Raw genomic sequence first — 22,772 nt, forward strand, 5'->3', positions numbered from 1 at the left:
GCACGCCTTTGGCTTAATATATAGTAGAAACGTAAACAAAAAACAATATAAAATAAAACATTATGAAAACAACAATTATCACATTGGCAGCACTAGCATTATTATCAATCGGGAATGTATTTGGAAAAGATCAGTTATATAAAAGTGTAGAAACGAATAACGAGGCTCATTCTACGACAACGACTATTTGTAAAGGTGTAAATGAAAAATATTTGTCACCAATGAAGCGCTATATTGTAACTTCTGACTTGAATGGTAATCCTGTTGAAAAGGCAATCTATGTATGGAATGATGATAGTAGAAGCTGGGAGGCTTTTCAAAAATATAATTATGATTATGCTATGGATGGGCAACTTCTTTCTCTTGCTTTTACTGAATGGGATAAAACAGCTGATTCATGGGGTGAGAGCGTGCAATATGCTATGCTTATCAATAATAAATCAGAAGATATAAACTTCTTAAGCATTGAGTTAATAGATTCGAACTTAAACCCGAAACAAAACTTTAATTAATCAATGCAATCGAATATTAAAATTAATATTCTTAAAGTTGTAACCAAAGATACTTATCGTTCGTCTTATTATTATAACACCAAAATTAGTAAATAAATAGCATAATGAAAACAACAATTATAACAACAGCAGTCGCCATTTTATTATCAATAACAGCTCCTGTTTTAGGAAGTGATAAATTATATAAAAATGTAGTTGGAGATAAAGAATCGGGTATAGTTACCTCTACAGTATGTAAAAGCTCCAGTAATGGCAGTTTGACTCCGCTAAAACAAACTGTATTCTATTATAGTTCCGATAAAAGTCTAAAAGAAAGAACTTCATATATATGGGATTCGAATACCCAAGAATGGGTTGTAGTTGGGCAACACAGATACGAATATAATTCCGAAAGTAAATTAATGAATATATCCTACCTGTGCTGGAATAAAACTACCAAATCATGGCATAAAGATGTTCGGTATGCTATGTATGTGTATGATGCGAATAATATTGACCATCCTGTGAAATATTTATCTGTGAATGCGAATTAAACGAAATAGTATCAATAAACATCAAAATTATAAGATAATGAAAACAATTATAGCCCTTTTTATAGCCGTAATCTTTTTATCAACAGGAAACTCTTTCGCAAAGGGTGATGATAAATTGTACAATAATATAATCGTGAATAAAGAAAAGCAAACAGTAACTACAACTATCTGTAGAGGACAAGATGATATGAATTTGGTCCCGTTAACACAGCATGTTCTTAAAAAGGATATAGCAGGAAAACCTCTCGAAAGGATTTCTTACAAGTGGGACGCTCGTAAAAAAAGATGGATTGCTGTTCAGAAATACACTTATGCATACCATGATAATGGAAGTCTGGCTACTATTTATTATTCCGAATGGAATAAGTCAACCAAATCGTGGGGTGGCGATATCCAATATGCAACGTATGTATATGGTTCGAATGATAACCTTACATCTGTTCTGGGAACTAATCGGGTTGAAGATTTCGATTTAAGTTTGAAGTAATTTTGGCAGACTAAAAAAACAAACCCTTAGATAAACTAATTTATCTGAGGGTTTGTTTTGTGATATAAATATACCTGTTAAGTATATTATATGGCTCAAAGCTGAATATTACAGTTTTTTGAATGCCTGCTCTAAATCGGCTTTAATATCTTCTATGTTTTCGATTCCAACAGAAATACGTAACAAACCGGGGATTGCACCTGTTGCGATTTTGTCCTTTTCTTCAAGCTGTTCGTGGGTTGTAGCTGCCGGATGTATGATTAACGATTTGGCATCCCCTACGTTTGCAAGGTGGCTAATCAGTTCGAGGCTGTTAATAAGCTTGTCGGCTTTCTCGGCACCACCTTTTATTTTAAAAGATAATACACCTCCAAAACCTTTCTTCAAATATCTTTTAGCAAGTTCGTGATATTTGCTGCTCTTCAATCCCGGATAATTCACATATTCCACTTGTGGATGTTTTTCGAGCCACTCGGCAATGGTAAGAGCATTCTCAACATGGCGATCAACACGTAACGAAAGCGTTTCGAGTCCTTGTATCAATAGCCATGAATTTAGAGGGCTTATTGTATTTCCCCAATCACGTAAGCCTTCTACACGGGCACGTATGATAAATGCAATATTTCCGAATGGGCTGTTAGCACCAAAAGTATCCCAGAATACCAATCCGTGATAACTATCCGATGGTTCTGTAAATTCGGGGAATTTACCATTGCCCCAATTAAATTTTCCACTATCGATAATTACACCACCTAGCGAAGTACCATGTCCGCCAATCCATTTGGTCGCACTCTCAACAACGATAGTCGCTCCGTGTTCCAATGGACGGAACAAATATCCGCCTGCACCGAAAGTGTTATCTACAATCAAAGGAATATTATGTTTATCAGCAACAGCAGCTATAGCTTCAAAATCGGGAATATTTAGATCGGGATTTCCGATTGTCTCTAGATAAATAGCTTTTGTTTTGCTGTCGATTAATCTTTCGAACTCTTGTGGAGTATCATCCGGAGTAAATTTTACTTCAACTCCTAAACGTTTAAATTGATTTTTGAATTGATTGTATGTGCCTCCATAAAGATGCGAAGTAGATACAAAATTATCTCCTGCCGATACTATATTATTCAGAGCAATAAATTGAGCCGATTGACCCGAAGATGTTGCCAGAGCAGCTATACCTCCTTCAAGAGCAGCAATACGTTTTTCAAAAACATCGGTGGTTGGATTCATCAAGCGAGTATAGATGTTTCCGAATTTTCTTAATCCGAATAAGTCTGCACCATCTTGTGCGTCTTCAAACACATATGAACTTGTTTGATAAATGGGTACTGCACGTGAGTGAGTTGTGGGATCTACTTCTTGTCCGGCATGTACTTGTAGGGTTTCAAATTTATAATTGCTCATAACTCTTTAATGTTTAATGAAAGGGTGAAAAATAGAGAGCTATTTATACATAGCTCTCGGATATAACTTAATAAGACACTTTATTGATTGCAATCAAAGGTCACAGACCTTTTTTATTATAATGGATATTCTTCAAAAGAATAAAGAACAGTCGATAAGTAACGCTCTCCTGTATCGGGAAGTATTACTACAATGTTTTTACCCTTATTCTCAGGGCGTTTAGCTAATTCGGTTGCGGCATGTACTGCAGCACCACATGATATACCAACCAATAAACCTTCTTCGCGTGCTAAGATTCTACTGGTAAGAATAGCATCGTCGTTTTTAACTTGGATAACCTCGTCTACTACCGATGCATCGTAAGTTTTAGGGATAAAGCCTGCACCTATTCCCTGTATTTTGTGAGGCCCTGGTTTGCCACCCGATAATACAGGTGAGTCTATCGGTTCTACAGCAACAATCTTAACATTCGGATTGCGTTTTTTTAATACTTCACCTACACCGCTTACAGTACCACCTGTTCCCACTCCGGCAACAAATATGTCGACCTGCCCGTCGGTATCTCTCCAGATTTCTTCGGCAGTAGTCGTACGGTGAATAGCCGGGTTAGCGGGGTTTTCGAATTGTTGAAGTATAATTCCGTTAGGTGTACTTTCTTTCAATTCTACAGCTTTTGCAATAGCTCCCTTCATTCCTTCAGGTCCCGGAGTCAAAACTATATTTGCACCTAAAGCTTTCAATAAATTTCTACGCTCGATACTCATCGTTTCGGGCATTGTAAGAGTCAGTTTATACCCCTTTGCTGCAGCAACAAAAGCTAAACCGATCCCTGTATTTCCACTCGTAGGCTCTATGATAACACTATCAGCCTTTAATATTCCTTTTTCTTCAGCATCTGTGATCATTGCAAATGCAATACGATCTTTTACACTTGATGCGGGATTAAAATATTCTAACTTTGCAATGATTTTTGCATCGATATGGTGATTTTTTTCGTAATTCGATAGTTCTAATAAAGGAGTGTTACCTATAAGATCAGTAAGTTTTTTTGCTATTTTAGTCATGACCAATATATTTTTTTGTTTTATTATTAATTAATACAAAAATACGAGCTTAAAATCATTTATAAAATACCATAAATGGGGTATTTTTGTGTAATCGAAAGATACGAAATATTTATAAGTATCTAATGCTATATAATCAGCAATTTTTAAGGAACATTAGTGTCTTTCTTGACAACAAAACAGGTGGTTTATATGTTTCTTATCAAGCATAAGTTTTATTTATTATTATATATACGCAATTTATGGAAATTTCTCAATTGTACGAAATATTCAAACAATATCCGTCAATAACTACCGATACTCGTAATTGTGCCAAGGATTCTATATTCTTTGCATTAAAAGGTGCTAATTTTAATGGCAATCAATATGCGAAAAAAGCATTGGATCTGGGTTGTAAATTTGCAATCGTAGATGAAGCCGAATTTGCCGATGAATCTCAGAATATCTTTTTAGTAGATGATTGTTTGACCACATTACAACAATTAGCAAGCTTTCACCGAAGCAAATTATCGATACCCGTAATTGGTGTAACCGGTACTAACGGCAAAACAACCTCTAAGGAATTAATTACCGCAGTGCTTTCTCAGGAATTTAATGTCCTATCTACCCATGGTAACCTTAATAATCATATCGGAGTACCATTGACCCTTTTGAAAATGACTAAAGCTCATGAAATTGCTGTCATTGAAATGGGTGCTAATCACGTGGGTGAAATAAAAGTGTTGGTTGAAATAGCAAAACCGAACTATGGTCTTATTACAAACGTTGGGCATGCACATATCGAAGGGTTCGGCTCGTTTGAGAATATTATCAAAGCGAAAGGTGAGCTTTATGATTTTTTGAGAGGACAGAAGAACAGCAAGATATTTATTGATAACGATAATCCGTATTTGAAAAATATATCTGAAGGAATAGCTACGATAAGTTATGGTAACGACGAATCGCTATTTGTTTGCGGTAGAGCGGTGGCGAATGATCCCTACTTGAGTTTTGTATGGAAATTCTCGAAAAATGATCATCTCGTACAAACGAACTTGATAGGGGAGTATAATCTTTCGAATGCTTTAGCCGCAGTAGCAATAGGTAAGTATTTTGGGGTGAAAACCGCTAAAATATGTAAAGCTATTGAAGAGTATGTGCCGACTAATAATCGCTCTCAGTTGAAAAAGACCAATAAGAATACATTGATTATAGATGCTTACAATGCCAATCCGACAAGTATGAGTGCTGCTTTGCAGAATTTTACGAAGATGGATGTTCCCAATAAAACGCTTATTTTAGGAGATATGCTCGAATTGGGGAGCGATAGCATTGCAGAACATCAGAAGGTAGTTGATTTGATTGTGTCAAATGATATTGATAAAGCTTTTCTGGTGGGTGATCATTTTTCAAAAACAAAGACATCCTATCCCTGTTTTACGTCATTAGATGACTTTTCGAAATTTCTGAAAGAGAACCCGATGGAAAATCGCTATATACTAATTAAAGGATCCAGAGGTCTACAATTAGAAAAATGTGTAGATTTGTTGTGATTTTTTAATTGTAAAAACATAAAAACAAGGTCTGCGACCTTAAATATCTCAAATGAAGAAATTCTTAATCCTTAGTATTCTTGCTGTTTCTGTTTTATTGCCATCTCAATTGTTAGCGTGGGGCATGACCGGTCATAGGGTTGTAGCTCAAATAGCCGATCAAAATATCAAATCGGGCACACGTAAGAAAATTAATAAATTGTTGGATAATATGCCGATTGCCTATTGGGCAAACTGGCCTGACTTTATAAAATCGGATACAACAGGAGAATACGATCATACGGGAATCTGGCATTATGTGAATGCTCCAGGTAATTTATCAAAAGAAGATTTTACAGCGTATATTAAAAATATTAAGCAGGATAATGTTTATAGTGAGATACCTAAATTGGAACGCATTATATCTGATAATGTATCATCGGTAGAACAAAAAAGAGTTGCACTTTATTTCTTGGTACACCTTATGGGCGATGCTCACCAACCAATGCACGTAGGTCGTGAGGATGATTTAGGAGGTAACCGTATCTCTGTATTATGGTTCAATGACAAAAGTAACCTTCATTCGGTTTGGGACGGAAAGTTGATTGACTACATGAAGTATAGCTATACTGAATATGCTAATCTTTTGAATACTATATCGAAAGAAAAAAAGAAAACTTTGCAAGCCGGTACTTTAGAGGATTGGTTGTATGAATCTCACTGTCTGGCTAATGAAATTTATTCGTCAGTAAATAACGAAGACAGGCTGTCATATGATTATGCTTATAAATATACCGATGTTGTAGAACTTCAATTGCAACGTGGAGGTTTGCGTTTAGCTGTAATTTTAGATCAGATATTTCAATAAAGAAATAATCATTATAAATGAATTAAATATCGACAGTATTCTCATAGAATGAGAAGATTGTCGATATTTTGTTGTATCTTTGCAGCCTCAAAAATTAGGTATGCAAAATATTAGAAATATCGCGATTATCGCACACGTTGACCACGGCAAGACTACAACGGTAGATAAATTATTACTTGCTGGGCAGCTTTTCAGAGACAATCAAACTGCGGGTGAATTAATTCTAGACAATAACGACTTGGAGCGAGAAAGAGGAATTACTATTCTTTCTAAGAACGTTTCGATAAATTATAAAGGAACAAAAATCAACATTATTGATACTCCGGGTCACGCTGACTTTGGGGGAGAAGTAGAACGAGTATTGAACATGGCCGATGGCTGTTTACTATTGGTTGACGCCTTTGAAGGTCCAATGCCTCAAACTCGATTTGTGCTTCAAAAAGCAATCGAAATCGGCTTGAAGCCCATTGTTGTAATAAACAAAGTTGATAAACCCAACTGTCGTCCTGATGAAGTGCACGAAATGGTTTTCGATCTAATGTTTAGCTTAGATGCTACAGAAGAGCAACTTGATTTCCCCACAATTTACGGTTCAGCTAAAAATGGCTGGATGTCGAATGATTGGAAAACTCCGGCTGAAGACTTTACTGCATTGCTTGATGCTATTGTAGAGCATATTCCTGCTCCCGAAATTCTACAGGGAACACCTCAAATGTTGATTACATCACTTGATTATTCAAAATATGTAGGTCGTATTGCAATCGGACGTGTACATCGTGGCGAAATAAAAGAAAACATGGATGTTTCTTTATGTAAGCGTGATGGCACGATTGTAAAATCTAAAATCAAAGAACTTAATATCTTTGAAGGTTTAGGTAGAGCTAAAGTTTCTTCTGTACAATGTGGTGATATTTGTGCCTTGATTGGTATTGAAGGTTTCGAAATTGGTGATTCTATTGCAGATATTACAAATCCCGAACCTCTTGAACCGATTGATATCGATGAGCCAACCATGTCAATGTTGTTTACTATAAACGACTCTCCATTCTTTGGTAAAGACGGTAAATTCGTTACGTCTCGTCATATATATGAGCGATTGATGAAAGAATTGGACAAGAATCTTGCTTTACGTGTAGAACCTACCGAAACTACAGACTCATGGATCGTTTTTGGTCGTGGAGTATTGCACTTATCTGTATTGATCGAAACAATGCGTCGTGAAGGATATGAGCTTCAGGTTGGACAACCTAAGGTTATTATCAAAGAAATTGATGGCGTGAAATGCGAACCGATCGAACAACTTACAATAAATCTTCCAGAGGAATATTCAAGTAAAATTATCGACCTTGTAACTCGTCGTCGTGGTGAGTTGACAATGATGGAATCGAAAAACGGAAGAGTATTCTTAGAATTTACAATACCTTCGAGAGGAATTATCGGTATCAGTAATGCTGCTTTGACTCTTTCGGCAGGAGAAGCTGTTATTGCTCACCGTTTCTTGGAATTCCAACCTTGGAAAGGAGATATTGAAAAACGTCAGAATGGTTCTATCATTGCAAGTGAATCTGGTAATGCCTTTGCTTATGCCCTAGATAAACTACAAGATAGAGGACGTTTCTTTATTGAAGCTCAAACCGATATTTATATGGGTCAGATCGTAGGAGAACACTCAAAAGAAGGCGACTTAGTTGTGAACTTGACTAAATCGAAGAAATTGACCAACGTACGTGCTTCAGGAACTGATGATAAGGCGAAACTTGTTCCGGCTATTATCTTTAGTTTAGAAGAATCTCTCGAATATATCAAAGAAGACGAATATGTAGAGGTAACTCCATCTGCAACACGTTTGCGTAAGATATATTTGGATGAGAATGAGCGTAAACGTTTCACAAGAAAATAAGAAGATTATAAATCTGATATATAAAAAGCCTCTGAAATTATTTATTTCAGAGGCTTTTACTTTTTATATCATCCATGAAAATGAGTATGTCAAAAAATGCCGCAGTATTTACAAATTATATAAATTGGATTAACTTTGTAACCTTCTCGAGAATGTAATAAAGAGACCTAGTATTATGATAAAAACTGTATTATCGCTCCTCCTTATTTTATTTGTGGTTAAGGTATTCGCACAAAACAATGTGAATGTTGATAACTATCGTTTCAACTATACTTATCGGACATTGCCTACAAAGCCTCAGGTACCCCTGTTTTTTTACTACGGGGTATATATTAATATGCCTAACAGTGTTGCTCAGGTTGTTGATGTGGATATGTTGTATGATCAGCTTAGTATTGAAGGACAACGGCGAACCGATGAAATTAAACAGGGCGATATATCTGTAAATTTAGATATGGGTTTTGTTGAGATTGTTAGTAGTGATGTGAAAGAAAGAGAAGGTGATTCGAAAGATAAGGACTCACAGAAACGAGGTAAGGAAAAGGATAATAAATATTATTCTATGGTGATAACTTATACTTTTGAATCTAAAGTTGTTGTAACTAAAAATGGGAAAAATATAGATTATTACCCTTTATATAATCGAATTAATAAGCTGACTTTTCAGACAAGGGAATATAGTTCACGCAGGGATTTATCGGAGTACTGGAAAAATAATAGAGAGAATCTGAGAGAGGCTTTTACCCGAGAGCTGGTTGCTGCCTCTGTTAGCAGGGCTGCTGCAAGGATTACTTCATTATATGGGTTTCCTACAACTAAGGCATCAGATATAATAAAAACGATTAATGAAAAAAAGCATCCCGAGAATATTCCTTTCAGAGCGGCAAGTGACAATTTGAAGTTGAAGCTGGAAATAATAAATGCTTACACTCCACTGGTAGAGGATGATGTTACGGATTTGATCGATTATTATGAAGGTATTCTTAAGAGATATACCGATCCAAAACTGAATGCTGATATCAGATTGCGTTATGCTGCTTTATACAATTTGTGCAAAATATATTTATATCTAGAACAGCCTGAAAATGTAAAACAGTATGCTGACTTAATTCTTGAGAATGGATATGATAAAGGGGATTGTAAGAAAATGAATGAAGCAGCTCAAAAGCTAGAATTGCTGTTTAACTCTTCCGATAGGATTAAAACAAGGCATTTTGATCCTGATACTTTTTTTGAAGACTAATTTTGAAATCTATATAAAAACAAAGGCTGATTGTAGAAATACAATCAGCCTTTGTTTTTATTGTTAATCAGTTAAGCAATTATTTCTTATCTGTTTTACCACCACCTGAATTACCGGTAGGACGTGCTATTGAATCACGCATATCAGTATCTGCTTGAATGTTTTGCATCTTGTAATAGTCCATTACACCTAAATTTCCACTGCGAAGGGCTTCTGCCATAGCGATTGGAATTTGTGCTTCTGCTTCTATTACTTTTGCACGTGCTTCCTGAGCTTTCGCTTTCATTTCTTGTTCAAGAGCAACAGCCATCGAGCGGCGTTCTTCGGCTCTTGCTTGAGCAATGTTTTTATCAGCTTGAGCTTGGTCGATCTGAAGTACTGCACCAATATTCTTACCTATGTCGATATCTGCGATATCAATAGACAGAATTTCGAATGCTGTACCTGCATCCAAACCTTTCTTAAGAACCAGCTTAGAGATAGAATCAGGATTTTCCAGCACTGATTTATGACTTTCGGATGAGCCGATAGACGACACAATACCTTCGCCTACACGAGCCAAGATTGTTTCCTCACCTGCACCACCGACTAGCTGTTTGATGTTGGCACGCACCGTTACACGGGCTTTAGCGATCAACTGGATACCATCCTTTGCAACCGCAGTTACAGGAGGTGTGTCGATTACTTTCGGATTTACCGACATTTGTACTGCTTGCAATACATCACGTCCGGCAAGGTCAATGGCTGTTGCCATTTGAAACGACAGATCGATATTTGCTTTAGAAGCAGAAACAAGTGCATGAACTACTTTTTCGACATGTCCGCCGGCAAGGAAGTGAGCCTCCAATTCGTCACGTGTAATGTTTTTCAGACCGGCTTTGTGTGCTTCGATCATGGCATATACAATGGTACGGGGCGGTACTCTACGCAATCTCATCAGGAATAACTGAACAAGAGATATACGCACGCCTGCCGAAAGGGCATTGATCCATAGAAAGAATGGAACATAGTAGAAAAAAATGAGTAGAAGTATAATTGCTGCTACTGCAATTGCAACTACGAGAATTGGCATAATTATTAATTTATTAGTTAATACTTGTTTGATTTTCGGTTTGAGGTACGGTTTGTACCATAACACTTGATTGTTCTATTTTTACGATTTGGACGTCTTCTCCTTCGTCAATAAATTCACCCGTAATCGATTTCACTTCTACAATGTATTGGCTGTCGAATTCGGCTTTCCCGATTGGATTAAGACGAGATAGAGTAACTCCGATTTGTCCTGTTTGAAGCTGTCTGATCTCTGTTTGATCTACTGTTGCTTCAATGTCTGTTTTTAGAGCAATATGATTCAGCGCATTCGATTTCATGATGAATATAAAAGCCGCTACCGTAATTATCACATTTGCTGCAATAGTTATATAACCGGCAGTTTCCCCCATGTAGTAAAAGGCGTATGCAATGCTACCTATAAGCATAACTCCCCCTGCAATACCTGCTATTGTAATACCCGGTAAGAGAAAAACTTCTGCTAGGAAAAGCCCGACTCCCAGTAGGATTAAAAAGGTAATAATTATAATTTCGATTGCCATTTAATTTAAAGTGCTATGAGTGTATGTGGTTATTTCAAATTCTTAATTTCTTCATTGCGAGCTTTAATCTCCAATTCTTGAACCTCTTTGTAGAGTTGGGCTTGTCTGGTCTCCAGATTCTGGATTATACTAGCCAGGCTTGAACGTTGGTTGCCCGAAACTGTGATATACTCAGTTCTTTTATCCTCCAACTCTTTTTCTGTGGAAACAAGGGCTTTTCTTTTCTCATTGGCCTCGAAGTATAAATTGCGGGCACTCGTGCTTTTGAAATCGGTGTAAGCATTGTAAGTATATCTGTCATTGATTACAAACGTAAAGTCTGCCACTTTTTTTGCGGCTACCACTGTTTCTTTTCGAGCATTTGCAATCAGAGTCGAATAATTCTTTCCAGGCTTCCATGTGCTTTTGATGGATGCAATCTTAGCTCTGTTTTCTTTATATATTTCGTCATCGCTTTCTACTAAAGTAACTTCTTCGTTAGGAATAAAGGTGTAAACACAAACCCGTCCTTCGGGTTGAAAACGGTCTGTTGCAAACCATCCGATACCTTTTTCTTCATCAAATACATAGAGATAATCATTGGCTGTTGAATTGAACGGCATATTAAGCAGTTCAGGTGTCAGATAAGTATCGTTATTCAGATTGTATCTGGTGACATAAATATCGTAGCCCCCTAATCCGTTTTCGTCTTCAGCTGCGAAATAGATGGTCGACCCGTCTGTTAAAACAAAAGGATAATTGGTGTTTCCGGTAAGCCCTAAATTATTATTTGATATTTTTTTCTCATTGCCATATCCGTTTAGGAGTTTATCCATTGAGAATAAGCTTATCTTGTCATTTGCTGGTTGTCCGAAATATAATTTAGAACCTTTTCCATTTGTGTAAACGGTAGATTCTATTTTTCTATTTGCTTCAAAAACATCATTAAATGCAGATAATGATCCTGCATCGGGCGAGAGTTTGTAAGCGGATAAAAAGGCATCTTTGTTCACAATCAAACTATCGATGATCTGTATATCCTCGGTTCTTGATATGGCTCTCTGTAATTTATCCAGATATTGATTCCGATTGGCAAGAGTAGTCTCCTTCTCTTTTGGACGTGCTTTTGCATATCGGTCATATTGAGCTTTTGCTTCACTTACCCTGTATTGTTTCACGTAAATATCCCCAAGATACAGATAAGATTCAGGTAAATTCCTTTTTGAAGCAGTCAGTAGATATTCTTCTGCTAATTTTATATTACCTCCTGTTTCAAAGATACATACACCCGTCCATAAGTTGAGGGACGGATCAGTCGGTTTGCTGCTTAGCTCTCTTTCAAATACAGGTAAGGCTTTTGAAAACTCACCATTTTTATAATCAATTTTAGCTTGAGACAAATCGTTCTTTGTTTGAGCTGCAATTGTCAAACAAAAACATAACGATAGTATAAAACTAATGTATTTCATCTATTACAATCTATTAAATAACATTTAAAAATTCAAGCTATATTGTATAATTATAGCTATCTCTGATTGTCTTTTACCAAAGTAATAAAATGGTTTAAGACGTTAAGTACAAAAATATATTCTTATCTTTCTAATTGAAAATATTCAGATTATATTATCGGTAAAATTAATACACCAATCACGAATAACCTCAGATAACCAAAGATAAAAATAATATGCGAATGTTGTAGTGTTTGACTTTAATTTTAGGATGAATGAGTATTATTATATGCCGAATGTTTTGATTTTATTTTTAAGGTTCTATTTTTGTGAAAATTTAAGGTCTTAGACCTTTCTTGCTATTCGATAATAGCAGTGGTTACAGAATTGCTATCAATCTGAAATGTATTCAATACATAGTATCATTTACTAATAAAACGGTATGCCCAAGATATTTCATTTGTCAAAAGCCGGAGCTCGATTGTTGTATAAAGTACGGCATCATAAGGGGCATGGTATACATTCACCATTTGTTTTTAACTTTATAACCAAAGTAATTGAAGAAAAAACTCAATACCATGCGTATGATGATGTTCGCAATTATCTGAGTCATTTTCCCGATTTATCTTTTCGGGAGAATAAGACACATCGTCTGCTTCTTAAAATTGTTAATTATTTCAATATAAAGAAAATCGTTGAGTTGGGAGGCGGTACGGGAATTAATACTTTGTACATGACAGTGACTGCGTCGGATATAGAATGTTTAAGCGTAGAATTGTCACCTTTAAAATTCAGTAAAGCGCAAATGCTTTATAATGAGTGGAATCGAAACATATTACAATCAAATGAGCCGTTTCCACCTATAAACGAAAAAAAAGATTGTATCTTCGTTGATCTGAAAAACTACAAGGTGTCTCATAATGAGATGGTTACTTATTTGATGTCTTTGACACACAAAGATTCTGTAATTATTATTGATGGAATCCGAACAAATCGAAAGCTACAAACGTTATGGAAAATGTTAGTTCAGCAAGATGATACAGTAGTGTCTCTGGATTTGTTCCATCTTGGAATATTATTTTTTGATAAAAAGTATTATAAACGCAATTATAAGTTAAGTTTTTAAGGATAAGGTCTGCGACCTTTTTGTTACTTTGGTAAATATGATGATTACAGCTGTTTACCATAGAATCTCGAAAAAGATATTTAATATTACTGATTGATGAAAAAAAGTTTAGTATATACAAAAACGGGGGATAAGGGAACTACTGCTTTGGTTGGAGGGATGAGAGTTCCTAAATCGCATGTTAGATTAGATGCCTATGGTACTATTGATGAGTTAAATTCATTTTTAGGATTGCTTATTTGTGAGATCAAGGAAGAAGACATTCTGAAAATCCTTTCCATTATACAGCACAAGTTATTTACTGTAGGGTCGTATTTAGCTACAGAGACCGAGGCTATTTCGCCTAAAGCAGCAAGTATTATAACAGAGGAAAATATTTCGTTACTAGAAAACGAAATGGATCGTATGGATAGCGAGTTACCTTCTCTGCGACAATTCGTATTGCCCGGAGGAAGCGAAGCCGCAGCACGTGCTCATATTTGCCGTACCGTAGCACGCCGTGCGGAACGTTGTATTTATAAGGTGAAGTCTGATTATCCTGTAGAGGACAATATTCTGAAATTTGTAAACCGTTTGTCTGATTATTTTTTTATATTAGCAAGAAGAGAGTGTAACAAGAATGGGAAGGATATTTTTTGGGATACGACTTGTTCCTAACAAATATTCTGTTATTTTTGCCGCAAATAAGAATTTAAAAGAACTATAATAAATACATTATCTATGTACTGGACTCTAGAATTAGCATCGAAGTTAGAAGATGCACCATGGCCTGCTACTAAGGACGAGTTGATTGATTATGCTCAACGCTCGGGTGCGCCGTTAGAAGTTATAGAAAACCTTCAGGAGTTGGAAGATGAGGGCGAAATTTTTGATACCATCGAAGATATTTGGCCTGATTACCCAAGTAAAGAAGATTTTTTCTTTAACGAGGATGAATATTAACTCTAAAAAGGAGTAAAACGCTTTAAAGAGAAGCAGATATAAAGGAGATTAGGTAGAATTACCCTAATCTCTTTTTTATATGTCTAAATTTGACCTTAATCTTTTTCTATGCTTCTCATTTTCTATTCGAAAGTTGTGTTTTTTATAATTTTTCATCACAAATATGTTAACACTCTTGTTCTTTTTGACAAGACTCTGTATTTATTGTAATTTTGTATTTAACATGTTTTTAACGAAAAAAGAGGTGCTTTTTTTAAGGTATTTGGTATAACACATTAATTACAATTCTACTATTTTCCCTTTATTTTATATTAAAGTTTATCTGGTTTAGACCTTATTATCTACTCTTTTACTAATACATTCATGTGAAAATTTATCTTATATATAAAACAAACTAACAAAATTCCGGATATAATATCTTTCCTAAAACTAGCTAGCATTTGCAATTCCTTATGGTATTATATCCTATTATTAATTATTTATACACACAACGTTATGAAAAAAATTCCGTTATTTATGTTATTCCTGATCATCGCCTTATTGGCTTCTTGTTCAGATGAATCGAGATCCGATTCGGAAATTGATGTCGGATCTACCGGATCGAAGAGAAGCTATGTATTTGCATACAAACAGGATGCTGATGAAGCTAAACTAGAAACAAGAGCTGGCGTATTGACGAGTAGACGTTGGACTACTGGACAAACAATTCGGATTAAATTCTTAAATGGAAGCGCTGCTGCACAAGCTAAAGTGAAAGAGGTTGCAGATACGTGGCTGAATTATGCCAACCTAACCTTTGAGTATGTTAATGCTTCAGAAAATGCAGATGTTAAAGTTGCTTTTCAGTGGGAGAATGATCATATCACTTGGTCAAAAATAGGAACAGACTCTAAAGCTGTTTTGCAAACAAAGCCTTCGGTGAACTTAATGTTGTATAATCAGAATGATATTGATGAGATCAATTCTGAGGATTTTTCAGCAAGTATACTTCGTGAGTTTGGTCATGTGCTGGGCTTAATATATGAACATCAAGGTCCTGATGCAAGTATTAATTGGGATGAGAACCGAGTTGTAAATTATTTCAAAGCTCAAGGCTGGAGCTTAAATCAAATCGATATGGTGTTTGATTCCTATAATAAGAAGCAAACAAACTATACTGAGTTTGACGGTGAATCTATTATGTTACTTTACTTTCCTGATTTCTTGACTACAGATGGAAAAGGTACTAAATGGAATACTAAACTATCCGAAACAGATAAGCAGTTTATAAGCACAGTCTATCCGGGAAAAGCTCCTGTTACACCGGTTTTGCCGATGACTGTTGCATTGCAATATACTCAGAATGGAGGATCGACCTACTTTCCTTATACAGGAGTACGTATTGGGGAGTATTACTGGGTAAATAATAACTTTTATCATGAAGTACCCAGAAATGGTAACAATCTGGAGGGATGGGAAAACGATTATCCCATCACACAAGCACGATTGGATAAATACTTACCCTATGCCCGTCTTGATGTATCTCAATATCAAATTAATATTGATGATTTCAAGAAATATTATGGTATCTACTATAATAGACAAAGTGTTGATTATATGACTACAAAAGGTAAAGTGTATGAGGGAGAAGATCGTAAGCTGACAAGTTGGGGACTGCCTGCGGCGGCAGATTATCAACAATTGTTTGCCATGTGTCCTTTTTCCACAGATCAGCATACAGCCCTTAATGAGCGCGATGTTCGTTTTGCCTTAAGTGCAAAAGCCGGAGATAACCCTTTAGCTTTTAATATATCTGATCCTAATAATGGACCATACAAGACCTACTGGTTTTTGACAGGAAACAATATTAATATTTATAATTTTAATATGATGCCGGGCGGAGCGAAGTTAAATGGATCAGGTACTTGGACAAATGGGGTTGATGATCCTCATTCTGGTAATGTAGGTGATATCTATCATTTATTCTATACAGTAGGATTTCATACAAAAGAATCTAACATCTATATACACGATTTTCTGGATACACGTAATTCATTCAGTTACCATTGGTATAATGTACGCTGGTGCCGTCAGCTAACCGATGTCGAGTTAGGATATAAACTGTATATAAATACAGCTAAAACAGATATTAAGAAATTGGGTGTTTATGATGCAGCACCTTCCGGATATACTGAATTGGCAAAAGGATATTTAAGAGGGTTTTATGTACAATACATCTTGGATAACCCTACTCCTAAATATACCATTGCCAATATTGTTGAATTTGCTAATAAAGTTGAAGATCATACACTCTAAAATAACTAAATTATGAAGAATATTCCTTTTATAATCATATTATCAATTCTAGCCTTTTTGACCTCTTGTAGTAATGAGGATGAGTCGATAGGTACAAAGCAAGATCCCAATTCGAGTTCGAAAGAAAGAAATTATGTTTTTGCTTATAAAACCAGTCCTGCATCAGGTCTGGAGACCAGAGCCGGAGTGAATAAAAGAAAACTTTGGGATAATGGAGAAACTGTCCGTGTGAAGTTTCTTAATGGTACGCCAGCCGCACAAAATAAAGTGAAAGAAGTTGCCGCAGAATGGTCGGAGTATGCAAATATCGATTTTGAATATGTTGGAGTTGCTGATGAGGCTGACGTAAAAGTTGCGTTTCAGTGGCAAGGAGACCGGGTTACTTGGTCTTATTTAGGAACCGATTGTCTTGATGTAGATCAAGATCAACCATCTATGAACATCATGTTGTTTAACGGTAATGATTTATCTGAGATAAATTCCGCAGATTTTGCCGCATTGATATTACGTGAATTCGGGCATGTGCTAGGTCTTATCTATGAACATCAAGGACCAGAGTCGGGGGTTGATCTGGATGTGAATAGAGTATATTCCTATTTTCGTCCTTTCGGATGGAGCGATGCTCTTATCTCGGATGTGATATTAGATACATATAGTAAGTTTCAAACCAATTATACCGAATTTGATGCGAATTCTATTATGTTATTATTCTTCCCTCCACATTTAACAACAAATGGGGTAGGCAGTAATAAATGGAATACTAAACTGTCGGATACCGATAAAGCTTTTATAGAAGAAGTTTATCCGGGAAGAAAAATATATCCCGATCCTTATGAGCGAGGACCAGTAGGATCTGTTTATATGACAATGCCTACTTATTACAGTGGTGGTTATGGAACATTAGGCTATAATTACGATACAGGCGTGGAGCAAGCCGGAGGGCTTATCGAGAAAACCTACAAGACAATAGTTGTAGGGGAATATGAGTGGACAGCCGAAAATCTTAGAATTAAATACCGTAACCTATGGGGTACGCTTTATGAATTCATGAATCATTCAGAGGCAAAAATCCATGCTTTAGCCGATGGGAATAATTGTCCGTTGCCAGCATTTGAACAGGCATTTGGAACTTGGGTTACCGAGTACGGTGAGGCTCGTGCTTATAGAGACAATTATAAATTCTATAAAGCAAAGAATGGCGAAGAGGTATCAGGATTTGAACTACCGGCTACGGCAGATATATGTCAGTTATTGGGTACTGCTCCTGTGAAGCCGGGCAATACAGTATATGGAAATGTTGAGACCTTTCTTTATGCATCGGATTCTGATATACCTGCGGCAGTTAAGCCTTTGGTTGATATGAAATTCTATAACAATACTTCTGGTTTGAGTATGACTCCCCTTGGGTTCAAAGGAAATAATCCTGATGATAGCGGTGTTCACTATTCATTTGGCTATGGCTTTGGATTGCGTATGAAGAATTATGCAAGAATATTTGCATTCAGCCATATTTCAGGAATAAAAGTGAATACCGAACTTTATCACTTTACTCAAGCTCGTTATTGTAGAAAGTTGACCGATGCCGAATTGGGTTATAAATTATATATAGATACAACTAACGATAAGGTTTTAATGTTAGGTGTTGCTGACAACGCTAACGGTTTAGCAGAGCTGCCCAAAGGTTTAGAGCGAGGTATTGCTTTACGCTATGCGAACAAAGAGAAAAAAGTAATTACGAAGAGCTGGACTGATATAAAGAATGAAGCAGCTGAAATGAAAAAGAGCATATCAATAGAATAGGCTATTATTCTTTGATGATAATGTTTACATAATAGAAAGACTGCCTTTTGGGCGGTCTTTCTTAGTTATATATTATCTTTACTCAATTTTTTAGAAAATCGATAATGAAACAGGCATTTATTAAGTTGCATCTATCTATATTGATAGCTGGATTTACAGGAATCTTTGGCAAACTTATCTCTTTAAATGAAGGGGTATTGGTTTGGTACAGAGTTTTGATTACTTCTATCGTTTTCTATTTTATCCTTTTAGCGACTAAAAAGCTCCCTCGAATATCGAGACAGGAAATTCTTAAAATTGGAGGGGTAGGGGTTCTGTTGGTACTGCATTGGATTTTTTTTTATGGAAGTATCAAAGCCTCCAATGTTTCTGTTGGAGTTGTTTGTTTTTCGGCAGTTGGCTTCTTTACAGCTATGCTTGAACCTCTGATCAATCGCCACAAAGTTTCGTATAAAGAACTACTCTTTAGTCTGGTTACTGTATGTGGTATTTTACTTATTTTTCAGTTTGATGTTCAATACCGTATGGGGATTATCTTCGGGATAATATCTTCAGCTTTTTGTGCCCTGTTTACTATCATGAACAAGAGAATTGGAGCTAACCATAACTCTTCGTCCATGTTGTTGTATGAGATGATTGGCGGCTTTGTTTTTATGAGTTGTATCTTACCGTTTTACCTTCATTTTATTCCTGTGGAGTCGCTTATTCCCAGCATACCCGATTGGATATATTTATTTCTTTTATCTACCGTATGCACCATTGGTCTATGTCTTTTGCAGATACAGGCACTGAAACATATTTCTGCTTTTACAGTCAATCTTAGCTACAACCTCGAACCGATATACAGCATAATTCTTGCCATAATAATCTTTGGTGAAGCAAAAGAATTGACTATCACTTTCTTTATCGGATTAGGAATAATTATTCTATCGGTTCTGATGCAAATGTTTGATGTTTCACGCCAGAGAACAGATAAAAAACTTAGTCCTTCCGAAACATAAACGATAAGATTCCTTTCATCAAATCATTTCTTTGATCTTCCTCTTCGATCACTTCAAATGGAAACCCTAAGACGCATGTCTTATAATTTGTCTGTGAAGCTATCCCTGCACTGAGGTTGTTCTCGGGATATCTGAAAATCGTATAACTGTTATCTCCCGAAGGCTCTATTGCATCAGGTGACTCTACACCATATGAAGTTGTATTCGGCCTGTTGTAAAACTCTAATTCGCCTTTGTATATAGGAAATGGAGAGGCAACGCTATTTGCATTTCCCGTAGCAGATGCCCTACCTGCTTGCCATTTGTACTTTAATATGTTAGACGCAAAATCGATATCTTCTCTTTGAGGATTTCCATTGTTCCAAAGGTCTGAGCCGACAAATGCCCCACTAACCAGAATATTACCTCCCTGTTTGCAGTAGTCTGTTATTTTGGATTGTAGTTCTGCCGGGAATGTTTTGAAATCGGGAATAAAGTAACCTCTGCCGATATCAGTTTGCCTTTGTTTGCCGAGAATAAGGTCTACCAATGGATAGTTGTTCAGATTTACTTGTCCATTTATCACAGCATCACGGCTGGTAGATATAAAAGAATACCCTGCTTTTACTATTGCTTTGCCATGTACATAGGGATAGTCGAATGTATTGCCTGCAACTACAGTTGTTTCGAAATCGGCATTACTGCCCCCGAAACCGGGAGTATCATTACCCATATAAGGCATATCCCTGCGGAATTCGTATTGGCTGCCTGTATAATTATATTGAGACTTATCGGGAACACCATGGTCTATACCATCCCAGAATCCGGCGATACTATCCTGCATTGTAAAGCTTGCCGGAGCAGATATCCGATCGAATCCGTTAACGACAAGGACACTGCCTTTTTCATTCGATTTTCGGCAAACCGACAGTATTTCGGAAGGGAAACTTTCACCGCCATCATTAACGGCAGCTACCTTGAAACTATATATTTTATCTTTCTGTATCTCTATTTGAGCATTGCTGTAAGGTACAATCTCTCCATTATCAAAGTCTCCATTGTCGACACGCATGTACACAACATATTTAGTTGGTTTTGCAGTCGGTTCCGTATTGTCAAGAGTCGGAATCCAATTTAAGCGGACTTTGGTATCGGTTACAAAGTCTAAGCTGAAACCCGTTACAGGAAGAGGTTGTACTGCATAATCGTAGTCGTATTGATGTGCCACAAATTTAAGTATTCCTTTGTATACAGATCTGCTGACCGTAAACTGAAACTGAGGATCGAGCCCGTAACGCATATCGGCGAAGTTCTGGTGCGATAATAATTCCAGCAGCATAGTGGGAACTTCGGGCACACGAGCCTCACTGTAAGAACGGTTCCATATAGGTCGCCGAGTCCAGTTGGGTTCGTAGTTCTGACGAATATCAGTAATTATTTCATCCGTAATCATATCAGCTAAATGTCGTGAAGCTAAACGGGGTTTTCCGTTTTCGAACTTTTCATCATTGATATGTGTCATACAGATTCCTAAAGTACCAATTATGGAATCGTTGGGAGTTATTCCTGCATCGGAGTGAAACGCCATTGCCAGATCAATAGGAATATTCAATCCGTCTTTTGCGGGCAGTACGCTAGATCCTCCTGCAATGTAATTAACCCAAAAGCCACGGCTTTGGAAATCGTCCGAATAGTCATTCTCTCCCGCTGTACGGCTGTAAATCGTATCGGGAACACCTGCCCACTGTAACCAATATCTGGCTCCTTCCGTATATCGGGGGTAGTTGCTTGTTGTAGGTTGATAATTGATTTTATTCGTTTCTTTGGGAAGTGGCGATCGGGCAATATTTCCCATACCTCCGCCTATCTTAACGGCGTCAGCAGTAAGAACCCGCCCCGACTTGTGACTCTTGTTAGATAAGACTACCTTGCAGTTGTCGTTATTTCCTTCTTCGAAACTAAAGAAGCCAAGAAATATCCACGTACCTCCACCCATTGTTTGATTTATCTTAAACTCGGTTTCTCCCCCCAGATGATATACCGTGTAAAGGGCGTCATCGGTACTGTTTTCGAGAGTTTGGTAGGAGATGTATACTCCGTATTTTCCTGTTTCGGGAATGTTGGGTATCCATTCACAAAAGCTTTCTTTTCCTTTCGATATAGTTGTCGTTTGGCGGAATGTACCGGTCTTAAACGGATTTTCACCATCCTGATAAGTTCCCTTTAAATTTGCGAATCCGGGAGTTTCTCCTTCTACCCACTTTTCTTTGCCTTTCTTCTCTTTGTAGGTCGATTGGTTTCTGTTATGATCATTGTCGATGATTATCTCACGTAATTGAGTATCACGTTCGCGAGGAAGCAAAACATTTGCACCGGCATTTTCCAGCATAGGCACAAGGTATGGTAATACATAACTTTGTGTATAAAGATCTTCGACTGTTTGAAATATACGTGCTCGTTGCCATTGCCATCTGCCTAGTTTTTGCTCATAATACCAGCCGTGACTTTGCCACAGGGCCAGATGATGCCCTAGCAAACCTCTGTCGGCCTCGAAAGGGCGTGATGTGTTTGTTATCAAAGGCTTGTCCAGGCGGTTTGTAAAACGGTCGTTAAGACTCGACGGTATATAGTCTTCTATCTTGTATTTATCTGTGTAGATTGCAACAGCATAATTTTTATATTCTTTGGGTAAACGTCTTTTTACTTGTGCATAAATTTCGTTCACATTCTTCTTTCTGAAAGGTATGTAAGATAACTCTACTCCCGCATAGAGGTTGATTGTTTTTTTTGCGATGATAACCGAATCGATAGCGATTGCCTTTCCGGCTACTTCCTGTCGAGCAACGGAGGTCAGGTATTTACTGATATCGGCTGTTACAGCTTTGGGCAGATTTTGAGCTTTAAGTTCGTGAAAAGAGAGACACGTGATAAATATAAATAGTAGCGCTGTCGATCTGTTTATTATTTTAGAGAAGCTCATTATTTGCTGAAATTTTAATTTAATGAAAAACAAGGCAAGTATTAAGAACGTTTAAAGGCTTACTTATGTTCTGCCACATAATAGAAGCAAATCCATTTTGAGAGGATG

Annotated in this window: 19 protein-coding genes; 13 read left to right on the top strand and 6 right to left on the bottom strand. The window is 36.8% G+C overall.

Annotated elements, in window-relative coordinates:
- Positions 1 to 62 precede the first annotated feature (62 nt).
- The 3 genes from G7050_RS08055 to G7050_RS08065 all read left to right on the top strand — a co-directional run bounded on the left by G7050_RS08055 (position 63) and on the right by G7050_RS08065 (position 1,532).
- Positions 63 to 512, top strand: coding sequence for a DUF3836 domain-containing protein (locus G7050_RS08055; protein WP_166113691.1), 450 nt, complete (start codon positions 63 to 65; stop codon positions 510 to 512).
- Between the two features lie 104 nt (positions 513 to 616).
- Positions 617 to 1,045, top strand: coding sequence for a DUF3836 domain-containing protein (locus G7050_RS08060; protein ID WP_166113694.1), 429 nt, complete (start codon positions 617 to 619; stop codon positions 1,043 to 1,045).
- Between the two features lie 37 nt (positions 1,046 to 1,082).
- A complete protein-coding gene (locus tag G7050_RS08065; RefSeq protein ID WP_166113697.1) occupies positions 1,083 to 1,532 on the top strand; it encodes a DUF3836 domain-containing protein in 450 nt (149 codons plus the stop codon).
- Positions 1,533 to 1,640: 108 nt separating this feature from the next.
- Here G7050_RS08065 and G7050_RS08070 read toward each other — a convergent pair whose 3' ends face one another.
- Both G7050_RS08070 and cysK read right to left on the bottom strand, forming a co-directional pair.
- Positions 1,641 to 2,936, bottom strand: coding sequence for an O-acetylhomoserine aminocarboxypropyltransferase/cysteine synthase family protein (locus tag G7050_RS08070; protein WP_166113700.1), 1,296 nt, complete (start codon positions 2,934 to 2,936; stop codon positions 1,641 to 1,643).
- 116 nt (positions 2,937 to 3,052) lie between these two features.
- Entirely contained in the window at positions 3,053 to 4,000 is a 948-nt protein-coding gene (gene cysK, locus G7050_RS08075; protein WP_166113703.1) for a cysteine synthase A, read from the bottom strand.
- A 242-nt stretch (positions 4,001 to 4,242) separates the two neighbouring features.
- On the opposite strand from cysK, the gene murF reads away from it, so the two are divergent.
- From murF to G7050_RS08095, 4 genes are all read left to right on the top strand, one after another.
- Positions 4,243 to 5,532, top strand: a complete 1,290-nt coding sequence (murF, locus tag G7050_RS08080; protein WP_166113706.1) for a UDP-N-acetylmuramoyl-tripeptide--D-alanyl-D-alanine ligase — start codon at positions 4,243 to 4,245, stop codon at positions 5,530 to 5,532.
- Between the two features lie 52 nt (positions 5,533 to 5,584).
- Positions 5,585 to 6,379 carry a S1/P1 nuclease gene (locus G7050_RS08085; protein ID WP_166113709.1) on the top strand — a complete coding sequence of 265 codons (795 nt, stop codon included), beginning with the start codon at positions 5,585 to 5,587 and terminating at the stop codon, positions 6,377 to 6,379.
- Between the two features lie 100 nt (positions 6,380 to 6,479).
- Entirely contained in the window at positions 6,480 to 8,279 is a 1,800-nt protein-coding gene (gene typA / locus G7050_RS08090) for a translational GTPase TypA (protein WP_166113712.1), read from the top strand.
- A 175-nt stretch (positions 8,280 to 8,454) separates the two neighbouring features.
- Positions 8,455 to 9,522 carry a hypothetical protein gene (locus tag G7050_RS08095; RefSeq protein WP_166113715.1) on the top strand — a complete coding sequence of 356 codons (1,068 nt, stop codon included), beginning with the start codon at positions 8,455 to 8,457 and terminating at the stop codon, positions 9,520 to 9,522.
- Positions 9,523 to 9,601: 79 nt separating this feature from the next.
- Here G7050_RS08095 and floA read toward each other — a convergent pair whose 3' ends face one another.
- Genes floA through G7050_RS08110 form a run of 3 tightly spaced genes read right to left on the bottom strand, consistent with a single transcriptional unit; the run spans position 9,602 to position 12,562 of the window.
- Positions 9,602 to 10,594 carry a flotillin-like protein FloA gene (gene floA / locus G7050_RS08100; RefSeq protein WP_166113718.1) on the bottom strand — a complete coding sequence of 331 codons (993 nt, stop codon included), beginning with the start codon at positions 10,592 to 10,594 and terminating at the stop codon, positions 9,602 to 9,604.
- 13 nt (positions 10,595 to 10,607) lie between these two features.
- Positions 10,608 to 11,114: a hypothetical protein gene (locus tag G7050_RS08105; RefSeq protein ID WP_166113721.1), complete on the bottom strand. Its 507-nt coding sequence runs from the start codon at positions 11,112 to 11,114 to the stop codon at positions 10,608 to 10,610.
- 29 nt (positions 11,115 to 11,143) lie between these two features.
- Complete coding sequence (locus G7050_RS08110) at positions 11,144 to 12,562, bottom strand: tetratricopeptide repeat protein (RefSeq protein ID WP_166113724.1); 1,419 nt, start codon at positions 12,560 to 12,562, stop codon at positions 11,144 to 11,146.
- Positions 12,563 to 12,983: 421 nt separating this feature from the next.
- Between G7050_RS08110 and G7050_RS08115 the strand changes: the two genes are divergently transcribed.
- The 6 genes from G7050_RS08115 to G7050_RS08140 all read left to right on the top strand — a co-directional run bounded on the left by G7050_RS08115 (position 12,984) and on the right by G7050_RS08140 (position 19,705).
- Positions 12,984 to 13,667 (top strand): class I SAM-dependent methyltransferase, encoded by a 684-nt coding sequence (locus G7050_RS08115; protein ID WP_166113727.1) that lies wholly within the window; start codon positions 12,984 to 12,986, stop codon positions 13,665 to 13,667.
- 96 nt (positions 13,668 to 13,763) lie between these two features.
- Entirely contained in the window at positions 13,764 to 14,324 is a 561-nt protein-coding gene (locus tag G7050_RS08120; RefSeq protein ID WP_166113730.1) for a cob(I)yrinic acid a,c-diamide adenosyltransferase, read from the top strand.
- Positions 14,325 to 14,387: 63 nt separating this feature from the next.
- Positions 14,388 to 14,609 carry a DUF2795 domain-containing protein gene (locus G7050_RS08125; protein WP_026626020.1) on the top strand — a complete coding sequence of 74 codons (222 nt, stop codon included), beginning with the start codon at positions 14,388 to 14,390 and terminating at the stop codon, positions 14,607 to 14,609.
- A 495-nt stretch (positions 14,610 to 15,104) separates the two neighbouring features.
- Entirely contained in the window at positions 15,105 to 16,904 is a 1,800-nt protein-coding gene (locus G7050_RS08130; protein ID WP_166113733.1) for a hypothetical protein, read from the top strand.
- A 12-nt stretch (positions 16,905 to 16,916) separates the two neighbouring features.
- Positions 16,917 to 18,704, top strand: coding sequence for a hypothetical protein (locus tag G7050_RS08135; protein WP_166113736.1), 1,788 nt, complete (start codon positions 16,917 to 16,919; stop codon positions 18,702 to 18,704).
- A gap of 104 nt (positions 18,705 to 18,808) precedes the next feature.
- Positions 18,809 to 19,705: a DMT family transporter gene (locus tag G7050_RS08140; protein WP_166113739.1), complete on the top strand. Its 897-nt coding sequence runs from the start codon at positions 18,809 to 18,811 to the stop codon at positions 19,703 to 19,705.
- On the opposite strand, the gene G7050_RS08145 is transcribed toward G7050_RS08140, so the two are convergent.
- Positions 19,686 to 22,664 (bottom strand): xanthan lyase, encoded by a 2,979-nt coding sequence (locus G7050_RS08145; RefSeq protein ID WP_166113742.1) that lies wholly within the window; start codon positions 22,662 to 22,664, stop codon positions 19,686 to 19,688. The genes G7050_RS08140 and G7050_RS08145 overlap by 20 nt on opposite strands.
- Positions 22,665 to 22,772 lie beyond the last annotated feature (108 nt).

The organism is Dysgonomonas sp. HDW5A (assembly GCF_011299555.1).
Classification (GTDB): Bacteria; Bacteroidota; Bacteroidia; order Bacteroidales; family Dysgonomonadaceae; genus Dysgonomonas_A.